The organism is Pseudoxanthomonas sp. LjRoot127, assembly GCF_964253495.1.
Lineage (GTDB): Bacteria > Pseudomonadota > Gammaproteobacteria > Xanthomonadales > Xanthomonadaceae > Pseudoxanthomonas_A.
The window spans coordinates 1,118,697-1,141,451 of the sequence record NZ_CAXUQR020000001.1 but is presented as its reverse complement, the minus strand read 5'-3'; the positions used below and the strand labels follow the sequence as shown (position 1 = coordinate 1,141,451).

Below are 22,755 nucleotides of genomic sequence, written 5' to 3'. Positions count from 1 at the left end.
CCCCGCCAGACAACCGGGAGCCGCATCCCCATGCCGGACATGACCGTCGTCGAACTGTCCCGTCTGCAATTCGCGCTGACGGCAATGTATCACTTCCTGTTCGTGCCGCTGACCCTGGGGCTGTCCTTCATGATCGCAATCATGGAGAGCGTCTACGTCATGACGGGGCGCGACATCTGGCGGCGCATGACCCTGTTCTGGGGCACGCTGTTCGGCGTCAATTTCGCGATGGGCGTGGCCACCGGCATCGTGATGGAGTTCCAGTTCGGCATGAACTGGTCGTACTACAGCCATTACGTAGGCGACATCTTCGGCGCGCCGCTGGCCATCGAAGGCTTGATGGCATTCTTCCTGGAAGCGACCTTCATCGGCCTGTTCTTCTTCGGCTGGGACAAGCTGAGCAAGGTGCAACACCTGGTGGTCACTTGGCTGGTCGCACTTGGGTCGAACTTCTCGGCGTTGTGGATCCTGGTGGCCAACGGCTGGATGCAGAATCCGGTCGGTGCGGTCTTCAACCCCGAGACCATGCGCATGGAGATCACCGACTTCATGGCGGTGATCTTCAACCCGGTGGCGCAGGCCAAGTTCGTCCATACCGTGTCGGCCGGTTATGTCACCGGCGCCATGTTCGTGATGGCGATCAGCGCGTTCTACCTGCTGCGCGGCCGCAACGCCGACTTCGCCAAGCGCTCGATGGCGGTCGCCGCCAGCTTCGGCCTGGCGGCGGCGCTGTCGGTCGTCGTGCTGGGCGATGAGAGCGGTTACGCCACCAGCGAGCACCAGAAGATGAAGCTCGCCGCCATCGAGGCGATGTGGGAGACCGAACCCGCGCCGGCCGGCTTCAATGCCTTCGCGATCCCCGACCAGAAGAACCAGACCAACCACTACGCCTTGCATATCCCCTACGTCATGGGGCTGATCGGCACGCGTTCGTTCAATACCGAGATGCCGGGCATCCTCGAACTGGTGGAGCGCGCCGAGGGCCGCATCCGCAATGGATTGATGGGCTACGAGGCGCTGCAGAAGCTGCGCGCCAACCGCAACGACGGCACCGCGCGTTACATCTTCGAGGCGCACTGGCGCGACATCGGCCACGCGCTGCTGCTCAAGCGCTACCGCGAGGACATCGGCAACGCGACCGAAGAGGAGATCGCGCAGGCCGCGCACGACACCATCCCGCACGTCGCGCCGCTGTTCTGGAGTTTCCGCCTGATGGCCGGGCTGGGCTTCTACTTCATCGCGTTCTTCGCGGTTGCGTTCTACCTGGCCAGCAGGCAACGACTGGATCGGTACCGCTGGTTCCTCAAGGTGGCGTTCTGGAGCCTGCCGCTGCCGTGGCTGGCGATCGAGGCCGGGTGGCTGATCGCCGAATACGGCCGCCAGCCCTGGATCATCGATGGCGTGCTGCCGACCTTCCTGGCCGCGTCGGGGCTGAAGCTGCACCAGATCATCATCACGCTCAGCGGCTTCGTGCTGATCTACACGGTGCTGGCCGTCATCGAGGTCTGGCTGATGCGCAAGCTGATCCTGAAGGGACCCGAGCACCTGTCCGCGCCAGCATCGGACGCCCCCGCGCCACAACCGGCCCTCGCGGGCTGACGGGAGACGACGCATGGACACCATTCCCCTCGACTACGCGACGCTGCGCCTGATCTGGTGGCTGCTGCTGGGCATCCTTCTGATCGGCTTCGCGGTGATGGACGGCTTCGACCTCGGCGTGGCCACGCTGCTGCCCGCGGTGGCGCGCACCGACGAGGAGCGCCGCATCGTGCTCAACGTCATCGGCCCGGTATGGGAGGGCAACCAGGTCTGGTTGATCCTCGGCGGCGGTGCGATCTTCGCGGCGTTCCCGCCGCTGTATGCCGTGAGTTTCTCCGGTTTCTACATCGCGATGTTCCTGATCCTGTTCGCGCTGATCCTGCGGCCGGTCGGGTTCAAGTTCCGCAGCAAGGTGCCTGATCCGCGCTGGCGCGCCGCGTGGGACTGGGCGCTGTTCGTCAGCGGGCTGGTGCCGGCGCTGGTGTTCGGCGTGGCGATGGGCAACGTGCTGCTCGGCGTGCCCTTCCATTTCGATGATACCTTGCGGGTGTACTACGAAGGCGGACTGTTCGGGCTGCTGACGCCGTTCGCGCTGTTGTGCGGCCTGGTCAGCGTGGCGATGCTGGTGATGCATGGCGCCGGCATGCTGGCGATGAAGACCTCCGGCGCCATCGCCGAGCGCGCGCGGCGCTACGGCAGCATCGCCGGGGTGGCGACGGCGGTGCTGTTCGTGATCGGCGGCCTCTGGGTTGCGCGCATCGATGGGTACGCGCTGCAGGTCGCGATGGATACCGCCGGCCCGTCGAACCCGCTCGCCAAGATCGCCGTGGCGCAGCCCGGTGCATGGATGGACAACTACGCGCGCTGGCCGATCACCTGGCTGTTGCCGCTGCTGGGTGTGGCGGGCGCGCTGCTGAGCGCCGTGTTGTTGCGCATCGGGCGTGCGGGGCTGGCGTTCCTGGCATCGTCGATCAGCATCGTCGGCATCATCCTGACCGAAGGCGTGGCGACGTTCCCGTTCCTGCTGCCGTCGTCCACGCAGGCCGGCTCCAGCCTGACCCTGTGGGATGCGTCGTCCAGCCACATGACGCTGTTCATCATGCTGCTGGCGACGGCGTTCTTCCTGCCCATCATCCTGCTCTATACCGCCTGGGTCTTCCGCGTGCTGCGCGGCAAGGTCGACCAGGACGGGATGGGGCGCAACCCCAACGCATACTGAGGAGGCTTCCGCATGTGGTATTTCAGCTGGATCCTGGGCGCCGGCCTGGCGGCGAGCTTCGCCATCCTCAATGGCATGTGGTACGAGATGCGCGAGAACGACCGCGAGGCGAGCGCACGCGATTCCTGATCGCCCCGTTATCTTCGACACAAAAAAAGCCCCGGCTCGCACCGGGGCTTTTCGTTGCCGCATTCCGGCGCGTGCTGCGTCAGAACTCCTGCGAGAAGCGCAGGCCGATCGTGCGGGGCTGCGAGACGACCGTGTAGACCTGGCCGTTCGGATACTCCGGCACCACGCCCGCGGCACCGCAAACGGCTTCGGCGCACTGGGTGAAGCGGCTCAGCTCGCCACGCTCGTCGAACAGGTTGTTGACGTACACGTCCACCTTCCAGTTGTTGCGGCGGAAGCCGGCCGACACGTCGACCGTGGTGTACGCATCCAGGTCGCCGAGGATCTCGCGTTCGGCCAGGCGCAGGTCGGACTTGCGATCACCCACGTGCACCACCGCACCCTGCAGGAAGGCCTCGCCACCCGCCATGTCGAACGTGTAGCGCGCGGTCAGGTTGCCCTTGACCTTCGGCGTGACCGGCAGCTGCGTGCCCTCCGGTGCCTCGGGGTCCGCGCACTCCGTGACCGGGTTGCCGTCGTCGTCGGTGAAGCCGCAGTAGTTCTCGGTCAGCTCCGCGTCGTAGAACGCGGCGCCGGCCGTCAGCTGCAGGTTGTAGGTCGCCGCGAACGCCAGCGAGAACTCGGCGCCGTTGATGCGCGCCTGGTTGGCGTTCTTGATCTCGGTCAGGCCGTTGGCGCCGAGGATGGAGAACTGGAAGTCCTCCCAGTCCTGGCGGAACACCGAACCGTTGAACGAGAGGCGGTTTTCCAGCCAGGTGGTCTTCCAGCCGAACTCGTAGTTGGTCAGGTAATCCGACAGGTAGGGCGGCAGCGTGCCGCGGCGGTTGATGCCGCCGGGGCGGAAGCCTTCCGACCATGTGCCGTAGATCATCTTGTTCGGGTCGATCCGCCAGGTCAGGTTGAAGCGGCCGATGTGGCCGTTCTCCTTCACCCGCTTGTCGAAGAAGCTGCAGGGCGCACCGTTGAAGGTCGGCGCGCCGTCCGGGCAAGCCGCCTCGCCGTAGCTCGACACCCAGCCCCAGTCGGCGAAGCCGAAGAAGCCCTTCAGGCTGTTGTCGACCTCGAACCAGCGTGCGCCGGCGGTGGCGGTCAGGTCTTCGGTGATGTCGAAGCTCAGCTCGCCGAACACCGCCTTGTCCTTGTCCTGGCGCAGCTGCTTGGTCAGCCAGATGGTGTCCGGCCAGCCCGTGACCGACTGCACCGGCGACAGGCCATCGATCTTGTAGCGCTGCTCGATGTCGTGTTCCTGGTCCTGCATGAACACGCCGGCGACGAAGCGGAAGCGGTTCTCGGTCGGCGAGGCGATGCGCAACTCGTGGCTGGTCTTCTTGTAGCCGTCCACGCCCTGGATGTACTGCGACGGATTGACCAGCGAGCCGGGCGCGCAGGTGAACGTATCGGGATCGAAATCGGAACAGGTGTACGCACCGTACGCTGCCAGCGTGTCGTACCAGAACGCGTAGTCGTTGTAGTCCTGCTCCACGTCGACGTCGCGATCCAGGCGTGCGAACGCGTAGGTCAGGTCGAAGTTGCCGATCTTGCCTTCCACCGTCAGTGCGGCCTGCCACCAGCGGTCGTCGGAACTCTCCGGATAGAAGTGGGTCAGCGCCAGGTCGCCCACCTGCGGGTCGACCGCGAAGCCGCCCTTGGACTTCTGCTGCTGGCCCATGATCGTCGGGGTGATCGACCACGTGTCGTTGAGGTCCACCTTCAACGCGAGGCGCGCGCCGGTGGTGTCGACCTCGTTGTAGTCCTTCTTCGCGCGGTCGGCGTTGTCGATGGTGCCGTTGCCGCCGGAGTCGGCGTCCCACGAGGGGAAGGTACGCGTGCCATACACGTTGTCGATGTAGCCGGCGTCGTGCTTGTTCCACGCGACCAGGCGGATCGCCGCGCGATCGCTCATCGGCAGGTTGAGGAAGCCCTCGGCGACGTGGCCGATGCCGCCGTTGCTGACGCTGTTCACTTCCAGCCCGTAACCGGCGGCGAAACCGGTGGGGTCGGGCTTGTTGGTGATGATGCGCAGCGTGCCCGCCTGCGAACTGGCGCCGTACAGCGTGCCCTGCGGACCGGCCAGCGACTCGACGCGGTCGATGTCGTAGATGTGGATGTCCAGCGGGCCCTGGATGGTGGTGACCGGCTGTTCGTCCAGGTACACGCCCACGCTGGGCAGCGAACCGGAGTGGTTGCCGTCGCCGCCGCTGGCGACGCCGCGCATGTAGATCTGCGCGAAGCCCGGACCGGCCGACTGGTACGACACGCTGGGCAGGTACTTCACGTAGTCATCGAAATCGGTGACGTTGAGGTTCTTCAGCTGCTCCGTGCCCAGCACCTGGATGCTGATCGGCACTTCCTGCAGGTTCTCCACGCGCTTCTGCGCGGTCACCGTGATGGTGTCCAGCGTGGCCGCGGCGCGCTCGCCCTCGGCGGGCGGCGTGGCGGGTGCGTCCTGGGCCATCGCCGTGGCACCGAACGCGAGGTAGATCGCGGCGGTCAACGGGAACCTCGCCAGGGTCGACGGATCGCGCCGCCCCGGTTTTCTTCTGCTGCGGGTACTCATCCAGCTCACCTCTCTCCAGTGATGACGGTCAATCGGGGATGGAACTGCCCTCCGTGGAATCCGGAACCGCCGGATAGGCGCCCAACACAGGCCCCAAGGCGTTCTTCAACGGCTCCAGCCACGGTTCGTAATGCCGCCAGTGATCCACGCCTTCGCGGTAGATCGGCTGGCGGACCTGTTCGGAACTGGCGGTCCTGACGGGCCGCGCGTTCTCGAAAAAGCGCAGGCAGCCGTCCTCGAACGGCAGCCCGCAGTAGTCCAGCAGGCGGCGCACCTCGGCCTCGGTGTCGTCCACCAGCTGTTCGTAGATCACCCGGTGCACGCGGCCGGGCAGGACGGTGTCGTAGTGCGCCATCAGGGCCACGTAGTCGCGGTAGTAGCGACCGATGTCCTCCAGCGCATAGCTGAAGCCCTGGCCGCGCGCGAAATGCTGCTTGTAGCCGGAGAAGCAGCAGGCCAGCGGATGCCGGCGTGCGTCGATGATCTTCGCGTTCGGCAGCATCAGGTGGATCAGGCCGGTATGGGCGAAGTTGTTCGGCATCTTGTCGATGAAGAACGGACGGCTCGATTTCCGGTGGATGCGGGTCGCGTCGAGGTAGCGCTGGCCCAGCGCCCGCAATGCGTCGCCGTCGAGCGTCGCCAGCAGGTCGTGGTACGTGTCCGCACCGCCTGCCCGCGCCTGCTCGCGCAGGTCGCGGGTGATGGAGGTGATGTCGGGCAGTTCCATCGTGCCTTCCACGGCCGAATGGCTGGACAGGATCTGTTCGAGCAGCGTCGAGCCCGCACGCGGCATGCCGACGATGAAGACCGGGTCGGGCGCGGTGCAGCCCTGGCCTGCCCGCGCGGCGAAAAAGGCGGTCGTGTGCGACGCTTTCAGCCGCGCGACCCGTGCCTGCGTGTCGTCGGCGTCGTAGTCCAGCTGCGTGCGGCGAAGCGCGTTGCCGTCGCGGTAGTGCACGAACGATGCGGCATGCTCGCCGGCATCCTCCAGGGCCTTGCCCAATGCGAAGTCCAGGTGCAGCCGGTCGTCGTCGCCCAGGTCGGTGCGCGCGTGCTGCGCACGCATCGCGGCCAGGTCTTCGCCGCTGAAGCGGAAGGTCTTCAGGTTGGCCAGGCTCCACCACACCTCGCCGGCACCCGGTTCCAGCGCCAACGCCTGTCGATACGCCTCGATCGCGCGTGCCGTGTGGCCGGCCGTCTTCAGCGCGTGGCCGTAGCTCATCCAGATCCTGGCCTGGTCCGGGTAGGACGCCAGCACGCGCTCGTACAGCGCAAGCGCGGGTTCGTAGTCGCCCACGCGGCACAGGACCACCGCCTTGAGGTTGAGGTGCGCGGGGTTGTCGGGGTCGTGCGCCAGCAGCGCATCGATGGCCTGCAGCGCCTCCTGCGTACGGTTGGCACGATGCAGCACCAGCGCATGGTTCTGCCGCGCGGCATGGAAGTCGGGCGCGAGCTCCAGGCATCGCGCGAGCAAAGCTTCGGCATCTTCGATACGCCCGACGCGCGCGGCGACTTCGGCCAGCATGCGGATCGCGGCGACGTCGGTGGGCGTGCGCTTCAGGCGCGCGCGCAACAGCGCCTCGGCCTCGGGAATGCGGTTGTCGGCGAGCGCGGCGGCGGCCTGCATCAGGTCGGGGTCGCGCGTGGAGTGGCGCGTGTGCTGCAGGTAGGCCCCGGCCGCACCCTCGGTGTCGCCCATCGCGGCAAGGTGGTCGCCAAGCTCGCGCCAGGCCTGCGGCAAGTCGGGCTTCAACGCCAGCGCGCGTCGCAGTGCGGGAACGGCTTCGCCACCGCGTCCGGCACGGCCCAGCGCCAGGCCGTGTTCTAGATGGGCCAGCGGCCACTGCGGGTGTTCGCGGACCAGCGGTTCCAGCACGTCGAACGCGTGGCTCCACTGGCCGCGCACCCGGTGCGAGGCGGCGAGCACCAGCAGCGCCATCGGGTGGCGCCCGACCACGCGGATGATCTCGTCGGCCTGCTGGGCGGCCATCGCGGGGTCGGTGGCCAGCAGGCGGCGCGCGTGGTCCAGCGCGGTCTGCAGCGTGCCGCTCGGGCTGGCGACCGCGTTCATGCACCGTCTCCGTGCAGCAGGACGGTGAAGCGTGCGCAGTCGGCCATCGGTCGAGCCAATCGGGTATCCCGGTGTGGTGGCGTATCCCTCGCCTCCAATCTATAGGCGAACTGGGGGCGCTGGATAGAGCGGGAAGCCGCCGTGACGCACGCTTTTTTGCTTCGCAAAAAGTAATCCGACTTTCACCCTTCCCGTCCGCACCGTGAGGGTGCGAGCGTTGCGGAGGGAGGTACATGATGGTGCGGCAAGGGGCTGTGCCGGACCCCCGTACACCGCTTAGGCTTGGCGCATGCCCGGCGGCTGCATGGTCGGGCGCCACCTCCCGACGGGAACGCCATGCCGGATACCGCCCCTCCCTTGTCGCTCGACCGTGCCCGGGCGCTGCCCGCCCGCTACTACGCCGGAGAGGCGATGCTGGCGATGGAGCAGGCCGCCGTGTTCCAACGCAGCTGGCAACTGGTCGCCCACCAGGGGCAGCTCGCCGAGCCGGGCGACCACGTGGTGGAGCGGATCGGCGATGTACCGGTGCTGGTGGTGCGCGGGCAGGATGGCGTGCTGCGCGCTTTCCCCAATGTGTGCCGGCATCGCGCCGGCCCGCTGGCGCTGTGCAACGGCAAGGGCGCACGCGCGCTGCACTGCAAGTACCACGGCTGGACGTACACGCTGGAAGGCCAGCTGCGCAGCGCGCCCGAAATGCAGGGCGCCGCGGATTTCGACGTCAAGGACATCCACCTGCCGCCGCTGCGCGTGCACGCCTGGCAGGGGCTGGTGTTCGTCGCGCTGCACGAGGACGTGCCGCCGTTCGAAGAGGTCTACGCCGGCATCGCCGGGCGCATCACACCGATCGACCTGGCTGCGATGCAGTTCCACCGCCGCGACAGCTACGACATCGCGTGCAACTGGAAGGTCTACGTGGACAACTTCCTCGAGGGCTACCACCTGCCGCACGTGCATCCTGGGCTGTCGAAGGTGCTCGACTACCGCGCCTACGACACCGAACTGTTCCCCTGGCATTCGCTGCAGCATTCTCCGCTGCGCAACAGCGGCGACATCTATGGCGATGGCGACGCGTTCTACTACTTCGTCTACCCGAACGTGATGCTCAACATCATGCCGGGGCGACTGCAGACCAATCGCATCCTGCCACTCGGGCCGGACCGCTGCCGCGTGGAGTTCGATTACTACTACGCGCAGGACGATGCCGCGCTGGCGCGCATCGCCAACGACCAGGCCTTCAGCGACGAAGTTCAGGACGAGGACATCCGCATCTGCGAAGCGGTACAGCAGGGCCTGGCGTCGGGCTTCTACGAGGCGGGCCGGTTGTGCCCCAAGCGCGAGAGCGGCGTGTGGCATTTCCACAATCTGTTGAGGGCGGCGTATGGCGATGCGTGACCGGTTACTGCCCGCACTCCTGTTCTCGCTTGCCTTCATCGCCTCGCCCGCTGGCGCGCAGGACCTGCTGATCCAGGCCGGCCGCGTGCTCGACGTTGAAACGGGCCGGATGCTCGAGGGGCACGACATACTGGTGCGCGACGGACGCATCGTGTCGATCGCGCCGCCCACGAAAGGCGTGGATCCCCGCGTTCGGGTCCTCGACTGGTCCGCGCTGACCGTCGTGCCCGGCCTGATGGACATGCACACGCACCTGGCCGACGAAGGGCCCTATGGCGATCCCGCGACACCGCTGAGGAGCAATGCCGCGCGCGATGCCTTCATCGGCGCGCGCAATGCGCGGGCGACCCTGCAGGCCGGCTTCACCACGGTGCGGGATGTCGGGGTCTATCGCGGTTTCGCCGACGTGCAATTGCGCGATGCGATCAACGCCGGCCTCGTGCCCGGGCCGCGCATGTTCGTTGCCGGCACCTACGTCACGGTCACCGGGGGCGGCGGCGAGATCACCGGATTGCCTGCGGGGACGGAGCTGCCGGCGATCTTCCGCCGTGGCGTCGCGGACAGCGAAGCGGAGGTGCGCCAACGGGTGAACGAGATCCTCGACGCGGGCGCCGACTTCATCAAGTTGATCGCCACGAGCGCCGTGCTTGCCGACGGCACCGAGCCGGGACAATCCGAGTACACCGAGGCCGAGATCCGCGCAGCGGTGGAAGAGGCCGGGCGTCGCGGCAGTTTCGTCGCGGCCCACGCACACGGTGCGGAAGGCATCAAGCGCGCCGTACGTGCCGGCGTGCGGTCGATCGAGCATGGCTCGCTGATGGACGACGAGGCCATCGCACTGATGAAGCAGGACGGCACCTTCCTGGTCGCCGACATCTACAACGGCGACTACATCGATACGGTGGGCCGGCGCGACGGCTGGTCCGCGGAAATCCTGCGCAAGAACCTGGACACGACCGAGGCGCAGCGCGAGGGCTTCCGCAAGGCTGTCGCCGCGGGCGTCAACATCGCCTACGGCACGGACAGCGGCGTGTATCCGCATGGCGACAATGCGCACCAGTTCGCCTATATGGTCCGCTACGGCATGACCCCGCTGCAGGCCATCCGCGCGGCGACGCTGGAGTCGGCGCGGCTGCTGCGCAAGGAAAAGGAACTGGGCTCGATCACGCCGGGCAAGCTTGCCGATCTCGTCGCCCTGGCCTGCGATCCGCTGGCCGACATCGCCTGCCTGCAGCAGGTGCGCGGCGTGGTGAAGGGTGGCGTGCCGGTGGCGCGGGACTAACCGCCCATGCCGTCACACGACCGCAGGAAGATCGGCTTCTGGACGTGCACCGCGCTGGTGGTGGGCAACACCATCGGCATGGGCATCTTCGTGCTGCCCGCCTCGCTGGCACCGTTCGGCTACAACGCGCTGCTGGGCTGGGGCATCACGGTGCTGGGTTGCCTCGCGCTGGCGCGCGTGTTCGCAAGGCTGGCGCGCCTGCTGCCGGGCGCGGACGGACCTTACGGTTACGTGCGGCACACGCTGGGCGATCTGCCGGCGTATGCGGTGCTGTGGTCGTACTGGGTATCGAACTGGATCACCCTCGCGGCCCTGGTCACGGGCGTGGCGGGCTATGCCGCCGCGATCTTCCCGCCGCTGGCGCGGGTGCAGCCGGCCGTGGTGTGCCTGGGCGTGCTGTGGCTGTTCGTGGGCATCAACCTGTTGGGCGTGCGCAGTGGCGGCCGCGTGCAGGTGGTGACCACGGTGATGAAGCTGGTGCCGATGCTGGCCGTCGCGGTGCTCGGCGCATGGACCCTGCTCGAATCCCCCGCGTCGTTCGGCGCGCATCCGCCGGCCAAACCGACCAGCCTCGGCGATGCGATGGCGGCGTCGACGCTGGCATTGTTCGCGATGCTGGGCATCGAATCGGCGACGATTCCCGCCGCGAAGGTAGAGGACCCCGGGCGCACCATCCCGCGCGCGACGATGACCGGCACCGGCATCACCGCGGCGATCTATCTCGTGGTGTCCGCCGTGCCGTTGCTGCTGCTGCCGCATGCCGAACTCGCGCAGTCGAGCGCACCGTTCGCGCTGGTGATGGAGCGTTTCGCCGGCGAGGGAACCGGGCGGTGGATCGCGTTGTTCGTCGTCGTCAGCGGCCTGGGCGCCTTGAACGGCTGGACGCTGTTGAGCGGCGAGATGATGCGCACGATGGCCGACAACGGCACGATGCCGAAGGTATTCGCGCGGACCAATCGCTTCGGCGCGCCCATCGGCGCCCTGGTGCTGACAGCCCTGCTCGCGAGCGCGATGGTGCTGATGAACTACAGCGAATCCGCGGTGGCGGGCTTCACCTTCCTCAGCACCGTGGTGACGGCGGCCAACCTGCCGCTGTACCTGGGGTGCTCGCTTGCATTGGGCGTGCTCTGGTGGCGTGGCCAGCGCGATGCGGGACGCGACCTGCTGGTCGCTGCCATCATCGGCGCGGCGTACACCGTGTTTGCCTTCATCGGCATGGGCGCGCAGCCCTTCTGGCTGGCGCTGGCGTTGATGATCGCCGGCCTGCCGCTGTACTTCTTCCTGCGCCGTCGCCCAGGCAACGCGGTGCCGCATGCGTGATCCGCGCTACGACATCCTGTTCGAGCCGGTGCGCATCGGCCCGGTGACGACCAGGAACCGTTTCTTCCAGGTGCCGCACTGCAACGGCATGGGCCATGCCATGCCGCTGGCGCACGCGGCCATGCGCGAAGTGAAGGCCGAGGGCGGCTGGAGCGTGATCTCGACGGAAGAGTGCGAGATCCATCCCAGCAGCGATCTCACGCCTTACGTCGAAGCACGTCTGTGGGACGACCGCGACATTCCCGCGCTCGCGCTGATGTGCGACAAGGTGCATGCGCACGGCGCGCTGGCCGCGCTGGAGCTGTCGCACAACGGACCGACCGCCTCCAACCTGTACTCGCGCGAAGTGCTGCTGGCGCCGTCGCACCAGCCCTCCAAGTACGGCTATCCCTCGCAGGCCCGCGCGATGGACCTGCACGACATCGCCGAGTACCGTCGCTGGCACCGCGAGGCGGCGGTGCGCGGCATGAAGGCGGGCATGGACATCATCTATGTCTACGCCGCGCACGACCTGTCGCTGCCGATGCATTTCCTGCAGCGTCGCCGCAACCAGCGCACCGATGCCTATGGCGGCTCGCTGGAGAACCGCATCCGCCTGCTGCGCGAAGTTTTGCAGGACACGCGCGAGGCGGTCGGACATCGCTGCGCCGTCGCGCTGCGCTTTGCTAGCGAGGAGCTGCTGGGGCCGGGCGGTGTGGAACTGGCCGAGGCGCAGGACATCGTCGGAATGCTGGCCGAGCTTCCCGACCTGTGGGACGTCAATGTAGCGGCCTGGTACAACGATTCGGTGCCCTCGCGCTTCGCCCGCGAAGGCGCGCAGGAACCCTTCATCGATTTCGTCCGCAAGGCAACGACCAAGCCGGTGGTCGGCGTGGGCCGTTTCACGTCGCCCGACACGATGGTCTCGCAGATACGGCGGGGCGTGATCGACCTGATCGGCGCCGCGCGGCCCTCGATCGCCGACCCGTACCTGCCGCGCAAGATCGAAGAAGGCCGCGTCGACGACATCCGCGAATGCATCGGCTGCAACATCTGCGTCTCCGGCGACATGACGATCTCGCCGATCCGCTGCACGCAGAACCCCAGCATGGGCGAGGAATGGCGCAAGGGCTGGCATCCGGAACGGATCGCGCCGAAGGCGAGCGAAGCGCGCGTGCTGGTGGTCGGCGGCGGGCCTGCCGGCCTGGAAGCCGCCCGTGCGCTGGGCCAGCGCGGCTACGAGGTGCACCTGGCCGACGCGCGGCGCGAACTGGGCGGGCGGGTCACGCGCGAGGCGCGCCTGCCGGGGCTGGCCGAATGGGCGCGCGTGCGCGACTGGCGGCTCGGGCAGATCGGCAAGCTGGCGAACGTCAGCACCTACCTCGACTCCGCGCTGACGGACCAGGATGTGCTCGACTTCGGTGCAGACCACGTCGTCATCGCCACGGGGTGCCACTGGCGGCGTGACGGATTCGGGCGCAGCCACGGGCTGGGCATCGCCGACTTCGCCGACAACGCGCGTGTCTTCACGCCGGACGACCTGATGGACGGACGCTGGCCCGAGGGCCGCGTGGTGGTGTACGACGACGACTACTTCTACACCGCCAGCGTCGTCGCCGAGGCGCTGCGCCTGCGCGGTTGCGAAGTCACGTACCTCACCCCGGACGACACCATCGCCTCGTGGAGCGCGAACACGCTGGACTACCGCCACATCCAGTGGCGCATGGCCGAGCTGGGCGTCGTGCAGTGCGTATCGCACCTGGTCACCGGCTATACGGGAACCACGCTTGCGCTGGAGCACGCATGGAGCGGCGCGGCCTCTTCGCTCGACTGCGACGCGGTCGTGGTGGTCACGGCCCGCCTGCCCGACGATGCGCTCTATCAGGCGTTGAAGGGACGCGAGCCGGAATGGGCGGATGCTGGCATCCGCAGCGTGGCCTGCATCGGCGATGCGCTGGCGCCGGGGCTGATCGCGCACGCGGTGTACGCCGGCCATCGATATGCGCAGGAACTGGACGCGCCGCGCGACGGCGAGGTGCCGTTCAAGCGGCACTTCCATCACGACACGCCGATGGCGTGATGCTCAGGCGAGCGCGCGGTAGCGGAAGTCGCTGAACTCCACCGCGCCCGGGCCGGCGCTGTACAACGCGACGCGCAGGCTGAGGAAGCCGCCGAACACATTGTGGTGCAGGCCGGACACTTCCATCCGCGTGTCCAGCCGCGTCCAGGTGCGGCCGTCGTCGTGCGAGTGGTGCCAGGTCACCACGTGGTGGTCGTAGGTCAGGCGGAGGCGCACGCGCCGCGTCGGCATCGCTTGCCGCGCCCACGTCTGCTCCTCCGCATACTGGAACACGCGCAGCCCGTCAGCCGCGAAGCCCAGGCCGACGAAGGCCTTCGGGTTGTAGAACAGCAGCAGGCCGCCTTCGCCGCCATCGACCAGGGTCAGCGTGACCTCGGCCTGGTAGGCACGGTCGCCGACAATGCACGCCAGGGGACTGCCGTCCGCAGGCGACCGGCCTGCGCCGGCGAGGCGGAGGGATTTCCTGCCGTAACGCACGCGCCGCATCTCGTCCGGTCGCGGCGCGTGGAAGGCCCACTGCGTACCGAGGCGATCGCTCGAGAAATCGTCCGACAGCGCGACGCCGGCGATCCCCGCCTTGCCGCCGCGCGGCACCGGCAACGGCGCCGAAAGATCGCCGCCGCGCGCACGGAACCAGCCATCGTCCGTCCACTCGATCGGCTCGAGCAGCGTCTGCCGGCCGAGCGTGCGATAGCCGTTCTCGTAGCCGTGGTAGACCATCCAGCTGTCGCCGGCCGGTCCATCGACCAGCGTCGCGTGGCCGCGCGACCACCAGGGCTCCGCATCGCCCAGCGTGCGCACCAGCGGATTGTGCGGGCAGTGTTCCCACGGTCCGTGGATCGAACGCGAACGCGCGGCGATCACCATGTGGCCGGTGATCGGGCCGGCGGTGCCGCCGACGGCGGTGACCAGGTAGAACCAGTCGCCACGTCGCGTCAGCTTGGGGCCTTCGGGCGCGAAGTTTTCGGTGATCCAGTCTTCCGGATAACGCCAGGGCTGGTAGGCGGTTTCGAGCGCGCCGTCGGTCGCCAGGCCGTTGTCGGTGAGGCGCACCTTGCGGATGCCGTTGACGAACAGGTAACGGCGTCCGTCTTCGCCGACCGCGTGGCCCGGATCGATGCAGCCATCGATGTGCAGGTCCACCGGTTCGCTCCACGGTCCGCGGATGTCGTCGGCCCAGATCGCGTGGATCTTCCACGCCTCGTCTTTCGCCAGTGCCGGCAGGTAGATGAAGTAGCGGTCGCCATGCTTGCAGAGATCGACGGCCCACACCGTCCCCACGTGCGTGCGCAGCGCAGGGCCGAGCGGCGTCCAGGTGACGAGGTCGGTCGAGTGCCAGATCACCAGGCCGGGATAGGCGTCGAACGACGAGAACGTCATGTAGTAGTCGTCGCCGTCCTTGAGGATCGTGGGGTCGGGACGATCGCCGGCGACGATGGGATTGAGATAGGTGCCGTTGCCGAGGTCGGCCTTGCGCTGGCCTTCGACGCCGGTGACGTGCGCCGGCGGCGCCGGCGCGCACGGTGTGGCCGCCGCCACGCGCGACGACAACGGCCAGGTGGCCAGGCCGGCGAGTCCGGCCTTGAACAGTGCGCGACGCGAGGTGCCAGGCATGCGGACTCCGTGATCTCGCGGTCAGCGACGCACGGCGTAGAGGCCGAACGTATTGCCGATGAAGCCACCCGCCGTCTCCACGCTCAGCAGGCTGGCGTCCAGGCCAGTGGCGACGCTCTTCCAGTCGCCAGCGGTCAGCGAGTACGACGCGTCCAGGCGCGGGCCATCGACGCGGAAGCGCAGCGACACGGGGCCGTGTCCTTCGTCCAGCGGAATGCGCGCCAGGCGGTCGCCTTCCTTCCCGTCCTCGTGGCCGCTGCGCCGGTACAGCGACACCGCCAGTCCGCGCGCATCGCGTTCGACGCCGAGCACGTAGTGACCGTACTCATTCTGCAGCAGCACGAGTCCTGCCAGTTCACCGACGGCGGGCTCGAACGAGGCGAGCGTGGTGTCCAGCGTGGCCGCGTGATGCTGCACGCGGTGGGCGATGTACGACGGCTGGCCCGGCACCGTGCCGAAGGCGCCCAGCGGCATCGTGCCCGGCGTGATCGTCAGGCCGTGCGCGCCGGTGGTGTACCAGCGGCTCTGCGGCGGATGCAGGGTCATCCACGACAGCGGCAGCGCGGGCGCGTCGAAGCGCTCGGTCCACGTCATCGGCCCGCTCGTGGGTAACGGTTGCGCATTGCGTGGCAGGTCCGGGCGCTTCGCGACCATCGGCACGCGTTCGCCGCGGGGCAGGACCACCGGCCAGCCGTCCTTCCACGTCACCGGCAGCAGGAAGGTTTCGCGGCCGAGGTTGTACTGGTTGCCGCGGTACGGACGGGTGGCGAGGAACACCGCCCACCACGTGCCGTCCTTGAGCTTCACGAACTGCGCGTGGCCGGTGGACGTCACCGGATCGGCGCGCTTCGGGTCGAGGTCGCGCTGGGTCAACGCGGGATTCGACGGCGAGGGTTGATACGGGCCGGTGAGCGCGCGGCTGCGCCATACCATCTGCGCGTGCTGCTCACCGGTGCCGCCCTCGGCCGCGGTCAGGTAGTACCAGCCGTTGTGCTTGAAGACGTGGGGGCCTTCGATGTGCTCGGGATTCGCCGCGGGATCGGCGCCGCCGTCCACCAGCAGGAGGCGCTTGCCGACCCGTTCGCGCCTGCCGAAGTCGAAACGCTGCAGCCAGATGGCGCGATGGCCGTCGTAGCGGAGCTTTCCATCGGGGACATCGTTGTGGACCACCCACGCGCTGCCGTCGTCGTCGAAGAACAGCGACGGATCGATGCCGGTGACGCCGAGCCAGATCGGGTCCGACCACGGGCCCGCAGGACTCCTGGCCGTCACCACGAAGTTGCCGCGATCGCAGTAGAAGCAGGTGTTGGCGATGTAGAACATGCCGTCGTGGTGGGCGAGGGTGGCGGCGAACAGGCCGCGGGTCAGTTCTTCCTTCTCGCCGTAGTTGATCTGTCCGGGGCGATGGATCGCGTTGCCCACCTGGGTCCACGACACCAGGTCGGTGCTGTGGAAGACTGGCAGGCCGGGGAAGTAACCGAACGTGGAATTCACCAGGTAGAAATCGTCGCCGACGCGGATAGCGGACGGGTCGGGGTAGAAGCCCGCGACGACCGGATTGCGGTACTCGTCCGCGCCCACCGTTGGACCCCCATCGTCGCCGTGGTAGCGCACGTCGCTGAAGACCGCATCGCCCGCCCATGCGGGACCGATCATCAACGATGCCGCCAGGATCCATGCGCAGTGCTTCAGCATCCGGTCTTCCTCTAGTAGGGGGCGGTCGCGGTCCGCCGTGCCCACAGCGCATGCAGGCCGCGCGCGGACAGGTCTTCGGGATGGCGCTGCACGCCGACGCCCAGCGTCGTCAGTGCGTGCGCGTAGGAGGCCAGCAGGCGGTCGTTGCCGATCAGGTGCACCTGCGCCGGGCGCGGCGCATGCGAGAGCAAGCCCGATGCGCGCAACTCGTGGCCGATCAGTAGGCCGGAGAGATACGAAGGTAGCGCCGGTTCGGCGAATTGCTGGAACAGGCCCGTCGTGCGCACGCCGAACAGGTGGTGCAGCAGGCCACCGGCGTCGGCGCTGCGCTTCAGCCCGGCATCGAATGCGTAACCATCGAAGCGCACGTCGCCGGCGGGCATCAACCGGCCGAGGATGCTGTGCTGGCGCAACAGCGCGAAGAGTTCGCCGGTCATCGCGGTGGCGATGCGGTGCACCTGGCCGTCGCGCACCGTGACCCACTTGCTGTGGGTGCCGGGCAGGCAGACGACGTGCGTTCCGCCGGGCAGGGCATCGAGCAATGCGGCGAGTTGCGTCTCTTCGCCACGCATGACGTCTGGCACGCTGTCCGAGTCGCTGTCGCGCAGGCCAGGCACCAGCCATAGCGCGCGGCCATCGAAGCCCGGCGGATGGAAACGCTGCATGCCGAGCGCCAGCGCATGGTTGCCGGCCGGGCAGGACAGGTACGGCATCTCGTGCCAGCCGCCGCGTCCGCCCACCATGCCGCACAGCAGGATGTCGGTGTCGTCCCAGCCGGCGATTTCCTGCGCGAGCACGTCGCCGAAACGGCCCGCGCACGCCAGCACGCCCTGGTCGCTGCGGCGGCGTTCGCGGACCTGGCCGTCGTCGGCCATCCGGTACAGGCGCAGGCTGCTGGCACCCCAGTCGACGGCGATCATGGCAGGCGCACCCGGTCCACGCCGCGCGCCAGCGCGCGCCCGGTGCGATGCGCGAACACGCCGCCCGACAACGGCGAAGCGGCGAGCGCGGCGGCGTCGAGTCCGACGCGTGCGCTGGTCACGTACAGCGTGTCCTCGTGCAACACGCAACACGAAGGCTGCGGCGCCGGCACGCGCACGATCCGGTCGATGCGGCCATCCGGGAGGTAGCGCACCACGCGTCCTGCGCCCCACTGTGCGTTCCACAACGCGCCTTCGGCGTCGATGATGGAACCGTCGGGTTCCGCGCCGGGCAGGTCGAGGTCGACGAACACCGCGATGTCGGACACGGTTGCGGTCGCGGCGTCGTAACGGCACTGCAGGATCCGCGGCGTCACCGAATCGCAGAAGTACATCCGCGTGCCGGTGGCGTCGAAGCAGATCGAATTCGGGATGGCGGCGTGCGGCAAGGCCAGTTCACGCAATCCGTGCGTCGCGGTGTACTGGTAGAAGCGGCCCGCCGGACGCAGATCGGCGTGTTCGCTCTTGGTCCCGAACACGAAGCCGCTTTCACGATCCACGCGGCCGTCGTTGATGCGGGTCATCGGGTCGCCGGCCTCGACATCGGCCAGTTTCTCCAGGGCGAGGTCGCGCGAGGACAGCTGCGCTTCCACATCGCTCGCGTAGAGCCCCTTCGCCAGGCCCAGCAGCAGGCGCCCATCCTCGCCGAGTGCGAGGCAACCGAGCGGCGAGGGGAGCGACCACGTATGCGTGTGGCCACTGTCGGGATCGTGCCGCCACAGTTCGGCGGCGAGGATGTCGGTCCAGTACAGCACGCGACGGCGGTCGCACCACAGGATGCCTTCGCCCAGCGCGCAGCGGCTGTCGACGGCCAGGGTCGCCAGCGCCGTCGTCACGGCATCACCACTCGGCCACGCTGCCATCGGCATGCCGCCACAACGGGTTGCGCCAGCGCGGCGGCTGCCGGTGCGCTTCCACCAGACGGTCCTCGTCGATCTCCACGCCCAGGCCGGGCCTGGGCAGTGCGGCGATGCTGCCGGTGTCGTCGCAGCGGAAATCCTCTTTGTTGAGCACGTAGTCCAGCAGGTCCGCGCCGGTGTTGTAGTGGATGCCGATGCTCTGCTCCTGCAGCATCGCGTTGTGCGACACGAAGTCCACCTGCAGGCACGCGGCCAGCGCGACCGGGCCCAGCGGGCAGTGCGGCGCCAGCGCCACGTCGTGCGCCTCGGCCATCGCCGCGATCTTCACGCACTCGGTGATGCCGCCGGCGTGCGACAGGTCGGGCTGCAGGATCGCCAGGCCGCCGGCCGCGAGGACCGGCTTGAACTCGGCGCGCGAATACATGCGTTCGCCGGCGGCGAGCGGGATCGAGGTCGCATCGGACAACGGGCGGTAGTACTCCCACTGTTCGGGCAACACCGGCTCTTCGACGAACAGCGGCTTGAACGGCGCCAGTTCGCGCAGCAGCACGCGCGCCATCGGCGCGCTGACACGGCCATGGAAGTCGATGCCGAAATCGACGCGGTCGCCCATCGCGTCGCGGATCGCCGCGACCTTGGCCACCGCCGCGTCGATCGCGCGAGGGCTGTCGATGAGCTTCAGTTCCTCGGTGCCGTTGAACTTGAACGTGTCGAAGCCCTGCGCCTGGTAGCGCTGCATCTGCGCGACGATGTCGGCAGGGCGGTCGCCGCCCACCCAGCGATAGGTCTTCATGCGGTCGCGCACGCGTCCGCCGAGCAGCTGGTAGACGGGCACGCCGAGCGCCTTGCCCTTGATGTCCCATAGGGCCTGGTCGATGCCGGCGATCGCGCTCATCAGGATGGCGCCGCCGCGATAGAAGCCGCCGCGATACAGCACCTGCCACAGATCATTGATGCGCGCAGGATCCTGGCCGACGAGATAGTCCGCCAGTTCGTGCACCGCCGCTTCCACGGTGCTGGCGCGCCCTTCGATGACCGGCTCGCCCCAGCCGGTCACGCCCTCGTCGGTCTCCACCTTGAGGAAGAGCCAGCGTGGTGCGGCGTGGAAGGTGCTGACGCGGACGATCTTCATGCGGCGTGGTCCAGGTAGGCCTGGCGGAAGCGACGCGCGTACTCGCACGTGCGCTCGACCGGCTGGCCGGGCTTGTAAAGTTCGCCGCCGATGCCGGCGCCCTGACAGCCGGCTGAGAGGTAGCCGGAGAGGGTGTCGGGCGTGACGCCACCGACGGCGAATAGGGGAACCGGCGGCAGCACGCTGCGCAGGGCGCGCACCATCGCCGGTCCGTAGATGGATGCGGGGAACAGCTTGAGCATCTGCGCGCCGGCATCGAGCGCGTCGAAGGCTTCGCTCGCCGTGGCGACACCGGCGGCGACCTGCAGGCCGCGCTCGACTGCGTGGCGGATCACCGGCGGGCGCGTGTTCGGCGTGACCATCAGGCGTCCACCGGCAGCGAGCAATGCATCCGCATCCACCGTCGTCAGCACGGTGCCCGCACCGATCCATGCGTGATCGCCGAACGCATCGACGGCGATGCGCACGCTGCGCGCCCAGTCCGGCGAATTGGTCGGGATCTCGATCGCGTCGTAGCCTTCTTCCACCAGCGCGCCCACGTGTGCGGGCACGTCGGCCGGCGTGATGCCGCGCAGGATCGCGATCAGCGGCAGGGCGAAGGGAAGGGTGGGCGCGTCCATGCGGATCAGTCGTGGTAGACCTGCGAACGGCCGCCATCGATGGTGATGTCGGTGGCGTTGATGAAGCGCGCTTCGTCGCTGGCGAGGAACAGCGCGGTGAACGCCACTTCCTCGGGCGTGCCGATGCGCCCGGGCGGCAGCAGTGCCGCCTGCTTCTCGCGCGTTCCGGGCTCGCGCTCGAACCACGCTTCGATGCGCGGCACGAGGATAAGGCCGGGCGAAATCGAGTTCACCCGGATCCCGCGCGCGGCGTACTCGATGCCGAGCGCGCGGGTCAGGCCGATCAGCCCGTGCTTCGCGACCGGATACGGGAAGCAGCCCGCGATGATCTTGTGGCCATGCACCGAGGCGATGTTGACGATGCTGCCCGCGCCCTGCACCTGCATCGCGGGCAGCACGGCACGGCAAAGATGCCAGGCGCCCTTGAGGTTGAGCGACAGGCAGCGCTCCCAATTCTCGTCGGACAGGGTGAGCGGATCGGAGAACACATCCGCACCGGCATTGTTGACCAGCACATCGATGCGGCCATGCGCCGCGAGCACCGCCTGCACGGCCGCGTCCATCGCGCCGGCATCGGTGATGTCGGCGATGCGGTGCTGCACGCCGTCATCGGCGATGGGCACGGCCTGCTTGTCGAGGCCGACCACGGTGGCGCCCTCGCGTGCGAACAGCTGCGCCGTGGCCGCGCCGATGCCGCTGGCGGCACCGGTGACCAGCGCGACCTTGCCGGACAGGCGGCCGCTCATGGGAGACGGATTCCGTCCGGCGTGGACGCGACGATGGCGCCGGCACGCGACGTGCCGTCGGATTGCGATGTCGCCATGGGGCCCTCCTCCCGGCGGTGATCGGATGCGGGGCTGTCCCGTGGCGGACCTGTGCCGGCCATCCCCGGGGCCCCTCGCGGGCGGTCAGGCATGGCCGCCGACCCGCGCTTGAAGCGTGGCATAGCCTCGCGTGGGCATCTATGTACGACAAATGAAATTTTTGTCATAGGCTATTCCGCACACGAATAGCTCGTGCCCCGGAGGCGACCATGGTCCACCCCACCACCGGCTGGTTCGGCGCCACGCGCCTGAAGACCCGCCATCTTTCCCTGCTGCTGCACCTGTACGAACAGCGCTCGGTCCTGCGCGCGGCCGAGGCCGCCAACATGACCCAGCCCGCCGCCTCCAAGCTGCTGGCGGAGATGGAGAGCCTGCTCGGCGTGCCCCTGTTCGAGCGCCATGCCCGTGGCGTGGAGCCGACCTGGTACGGCCAGGTGCTGATCCGCCGGGCACGCTCGGCCCTGTCCGAGATCGGCCGTGCCCACGACGAGATCGTCGCCTTGCGCAGCGGACGCATGGGCCAGGCCGCGATCGGCACCGTGGTGAATCCCGGTACCACCCTGGTGCCGCAGGCCATCGCGGCGGTGAAGCGCGATTTCCCCGACATCCTCATCCGGGTCGAGATGGACTACAGCCGGCCGCTCGTGGCCAAGCTGCTGGATGGCCAGCTCGACATCGTGGTCGGTCGCATCATGGGCCCCGAAGGCGCGGGCGAGCTGGATTTCGAGCCGCTGGCCGACGAGCCACACGCCGTCATCGTGCGTGCGGGCCATCCGCTGACCCGGCGTCCGCGCATCACCCACGCCGACTTGGCCGACTACGGCTGGATCATGCCGCCGGCCGCCAGCGTGTTGCGGTCGCGCCTGGATGCGGTGTTCCTCGAACACGGCCAGCCGCCGCCGCAGAACATCGTGGAAACCGCCTCGCTGCCGGTGATCATCCACCTGCTGCGGCACAGCGACCTGCTGACCGCACTGCCGGCCGAATCGGTGGGCCCGTACCTGCAGACCGGGCAGATGTGCGTGCTGCCGATCGAGCTGGGCGTGCGCATGGAGTTCTTCGGCATCATCCGCCGGCGTGATCAGCTGCTTTCCCCCGGCGCCGAGCGCGTGCTGGACGCCCTCCGGAGTACGGCGCGTCGCCTCTATACCGACCTGGAACCCTCCCCGACGGGCACGGCGCCGCCTTGAGGCGACGGCGGCGGCGATTGAACCTGAAGACCTATTCGGGTTCGGTATAGCTGGCGATCAATATTTCATTGGTACGGCATGTCAGCGCCGCCTATGCTCCCGGCGCAGTCACAGGAAGGCGGTCCCACGGCCGCCAGGTGAGCGCCAGGCATCGGTCGCAAGGCCGACGTTGCCGCGGCGCCCCACGGGAAAGATCGAACCATCGACGACCGCGGCCGGGGGCCGCAGCCGCCATCGCTTCATCCGGCCACGGGGCGCGAAGACGTCCGGGC

General features: G+C 68.3%; 17 protein-coding genes. 8 read left to right on the top strand and 9 right to left on the bottom strand.

Going from position 1 to position 22,755, the window contains the following annotated elements:
- The first annotated feature begins 30 nt into the window (after positions 1-30).
- Genes ACSQ19_RS05450 through cydX form a run of 3 tightly spaced genes read left to right on the top strand, consistent with a single transcriptional unit; the run spans position 31 to position 2,887 of the window.
- Complete coding sequence (locus ACSQ19_RS05450; protein WP_299345873.1) at positions 31-1,599, top strand: cytochrome ubiquinol oxidase subunit I; 1,569 nt, start codon at positions 31-33, stop codon at positions 1,597-1,599.
- 13 nt (positions 1,600-1,612) lie between these two features.
- Positions 1,613-2,758, top strand: coding sequence for a cytochrome d ubiquinol oxidase subunit II (gene cydB, locus ACSQ19_RS05445; RefSeq protein ID WP_436000501.1), 1,146 nt, complete (start codon positions 1,613-1,615; stop codon positions 2,756-2,758).
- Positions 2,759-2,770: 12 nt separating this feature from the next.
- Positions 2,771-2,887, top strand: coding sequence for a cytochrome bd-I oxidase subunit CydX (gene cydX / locus ACSQ19_RS05440; protein WP_299345879.1), 117 nt, complete (start codon positions 2,771-2,773; stop codon positions 2,885-2,887).
- Positions 2,888-2,966: 79 nt separating this feature from the next.
- On the opposite strand, the gene ACSQ19_RS05435 is transcribed toward cydX, so the two are convergent.
- The gene (locus tag ACSQ19_RS05435; protein WP_299345882.1) at positions 2,967-5,444 is read right to left on the bottom strand and encodes a TonB-dependent receptor; all 2,478 of its coding nucleotides are present in this window, start codon (positions 5,442-5,444) and stop codon (positions 2,967-2,969) included.
- A gap of 28 nt (positions 5,445-5,472) precedes the next feature.
- Positions 5,473-7,515, bottom strand: a complete 2,043-nt coding sequence (locus ACSQ19_RS05430) for a tetratricopeptide repeat-containing sulfotransferase family protein (RefSeq protein WP_299345886.1) — start codon at positions 7,513-7,515, stop codon at positions 5,473-5,475.
- Positions 7,516-7,851: 336 nt separating this feature from the next.
- Between ACSQ19_RS05430 and ACSQ19_RS05425 the strand changes: the two genes are divergently transcribed.
- From ACSQ19_RS05425 to ACSQ19_RS05410, 4 genes are read left to right on the top strand one after another with little or no spacing between them, the layout of a single operon-like run.
- Positions 7,852-8,907, top strand: a complete 1,056-nt coding sequence (locus tag ACSQ19_RS05425) for an aromatic ring-hydroxylating oxygenase subunit alpha (RefSeq protein WP_299345887.1) — start codon at positions 7,852-7,854, stop codon at positions 8,905-8,907.
- The gene (locus ACSQ19_RS05420; protein ID WP_436000498.1) at positions 8,900-10,189 is read left to right on the top strand and encodes a Xaa-Pro dipeptidase; all 1,290 of its coding nucleotides are present in this window, start codon (positions 8,900-8,902) and stop codon (positions 10,187-10,189) included. The genes ACSQ19_RS05425 and ACSQ19_RS05420 overlap by 8 nt, the downstream gene beginning before the upstream one ends.
- 6 nt (positions 10,190-10,195) lie before the next feature.
- A complete protein-coding gene (locus ACSQ19_RS05415; RefSeq protein ID WP_436000496.1) occupies positions 10,196-11,509 on the top strand; it encodes an amino acid permease in 1,314 nt (437 codons plus the stop codon).
- Complete coding sequence (locus ACSQ19_RS05410) at positions 11,502-13,568, top strand: FAD-dependent oxidoreductase (RefSeq protein WP_299345896.1); 2,067 nt, start codon at positions 11,502-11,504, stop codon at positions 13,566-13,568. Before ACSQ19_RS05415 ends, ACSQ19_RS05410 begins: the two co-directional genes overlap by 8 nt.
- Positions 13,569-13,571: 3 nt before the next feature.
- Here the strand turns inward: ACSQ19_RS05410 and ACSQ19_RS05405 are convergent, their stop codons facing one another.
- From ACSQ19_RS05405 to ACSQ19_RS05375, 7 genes are read right to left on the bottom strand one after another with little or no spacing between them, the layout of a single operon-like run.
- Positions 13,572-15,182, bottom strand: coding sequence for a family 43 glycosylhydrolase (locus ACSQ19_RS05405; protein ID WP_299345898.1), 1,611 nt, complete (start codon positions 15,180-15,182; stop codon positions 13,572-13,574).
- Positions 15,183-15,203: 21 nt separating this feature from the next.
- Complete coding sequence (locus ACSQ19_RS05400) at positions 15,204-16,877, bottom strand: glycoside hydrolase family 43 protein (RefSeq protein ID WP_299345901.1); 1,674 nt, start codon at positions 16,875-16,877, stop codon at positions 15,204-15,206.
- Positions 16,878-16,888: 11 nt separating this feature from the next.
- The gene (locus ACSQ19_RS05395; RefSeq protein ID WP_436000492.1) at positions 16,889-17,797 is read right to left on the bottom strand and encodes a 2-dehydro-3-deoxygalactonokinase; all 909 of its coding nucleotides are present in this window, start codon (positions 17,795-17,797) and stop codon (positions 16,889-16,891) included.
- Entirely contained in the window at positions 17,794-18,720 is a 927-nt protein-coding gene (locus ACSQ19_RS05390) for an SMP-30/gluconolactonase/LRE family protein (protein WP_299345907.1), read from the bottom strand. The genes ACSQ19_RS05395 and ACSQ19_RS05390 overlap by 4 nt, the downstream gene beginning before the upstream one ends.
- Positions 18,698-19,849, bottom strand: coding sequence for a galactonate dehydratase (gene dgoD / locus ACSQ19_RS05385; RefSeq protein WP_299345910.1), 1,152 nt, complete (start codon positions 19,847-19,849; stop codon positions 18,698-18,700). The genes ACSQ19_RS05390 and dgoD overlap by 23 nt, the downstream gene beginning before the upstream one ends.
- Complete coding sequence (locus ACSQ19_RS05380; protein WP_299345913.1) at positions 19,846-20,469, bottom strand: 2-dehydro-3-deoxy-6-phosphogalactonate aldolase; 624 nt, start codon at positions 20,467-20,469, stop codon at positions 19,846-19,848. Before ACSQ19_RS05380 ends, dgoD begins: the two co-directional genes overlap by 4 nt.
- 5 nt (positions 20,470-20,474) lie before the next feature.
- Complete coding sequence (locus ACSQ19_RS05375) at positions 20,475-21,215, bottom strand: SDR family oxidoreductase (protein ID WP_299345916.1); 741 nt, start codon at positions 21,213-21,215, stop codon at positions 20,475-20,477.
- A gap of 287 nt (positions 21,216-21,502) precedes the next feature.
- On the opposite strand from ACSQ19_RS05375, the gene ACSQ19_RS05370 reads away from it, so the two are divergent.
- Positions 21,503-22,483, top strand: coding sequence for a LysR substrate-binding domain-containing protein (locus tag ACSQ19_RS05370; RefSeq protein ID WP_436000489.1), 981 nt, complete (start codon positions 21,503-21,505; stop codon positions 22,481-22,483).
- The last annotated feature ends 272 nt before the right edge of the window (positions 22,484-22,755 follow it).

What these genes read in the sequence shown, in the direction of transcription:
- ACSQ19_RS05450 (WP_299345873.1), top strand. Translation starts at nt 31, where the DNA reads ATGCCGGACATGACCGTCGTCGAACTGTCCCGTCTGCAATTCGCGCTG.
- cydB (WP_436000501.1), top strand. Translation starts at nt 1,613, where the DNA reads ATGGACACCATTCCCCTCGACTACGCGACGCTGCGCCTGATCTGGTGG.
- ACSQ19_RS05400 (WP_299345901.1), bottom strand. Translation starts at nt 16,877, where the DNA reads ATGCTGAAGCACTGCGCATGGATCCTGGCGGCATCGTTGATGATCGGT.
- ACSQ19_RS05405 (WP_299345898.1), bottom strand. Translation starts at nt 15,182, where the DNA reads ATGCCTGGCACCTCGCGTCGCGCACTGTTCAAGGCCGGACTCGCCGGC.
- ACSQ19_RS05430 (WP_299345886.1), bottom strand. Translation starts at nt 7,515, where the DNA reads ATGAACGCGGTCGCCAGCCCGAGCGGCACGCTGCAGACCGCGCTGGAC.
- ACSQ19_RS05410 (WP_299345896.1), top strand. Translation starts at nt 11,502, where the DNA reads ATGCGTGATCCGCGCTACGACATCCTGTTCGAGCCGGTGCGCATCGGC.
- ACSQ19_RS05420 (WP_436000498.1), top strand. Translation starts at nt 8,900, where the DNA reads ATGCGTGACCGGTTACTGCCCGCACTCCTGTTCTCGCTTGCCTTCATC.
- ACSQ19_RS05425 (WP_299345887.1), top strand. Translation starts at nt 7,852, where the DNA reads ATGCCGGATACCGCCCCTCCCTTGTCGCTCGACCGTGCCCGGGCGCTG.
- ACSQ19_RS05435 (WP_299345882.1), bottom strand. Translation starts at nt 5,444, where the DNA reads ATGAGTACCCGCAGCAGAAGAAAACCGGGGCGGCGCGATCCGTCGACC.
- ACSQ19_RS05375 (WP_299345916.1), bottom strand. Translation starts at nt 21,215, where the DNA reads ATGAGCGGCCGCCTGTCCGGCAAGGTCGCGCTGGTCACCGGTGCCGCC.
- ACSQ19_RS05415 (WP_436000496.1), top strand. Translation starts at nt 10,196, where the DNA reads ATGCCGTCACACGACCGCAGGAAGATCGGCTTCTGGACGTGCACCGCG.
- dgoD (WP_299345910.1), bottom strand. Translation starts at nt 19,849, where the DNA reads ATGAAGATCGTCCGCGTCAGCACCTTCCACGCCGCACCACGCTGGCTC.
- ACSQ19_RS05370 (WP_436000489.1), top strand. Translation starts at nt 21,503, where the DNA reads ATGGTCCACCCCACCACCGGCTGGTTCGGCGCCACGCGCCTGAAGACC.
- ACSQ19_RS05395 (WP_436000492.1), bottom strand. Translation starts at nt 17,797, where the DNA reads ATGATCGCCGTCGACTGGGGTGCCAGCAGCCTGCGCCTGTACCGGATG.
- cydX (WP_299345879.1), top strand. Translation starts at nt 2,771, where the DNA reads ATGTGGTATTTCAGCTGGATCCTGGGCGCCGGCCTGGCGGCGAGCTTC.
- ACSQ19_RS05380 (WP_299345913.1), bottom strand. Translation starts at nt 20,469, where the DNA reads ATGGACGCGCCCACCCTTCCCTTCGCCCTGCCGCTGATCGCGATCCTG.
- ACSQ19_RS05390 (WP_299345907.1), bottom strand. Translation starts at nt 18,720, where the DNA reads ATGGCAGCGTGGCCGAGTGGTGATGCCGTGACGACGGCGCTGGCGACC.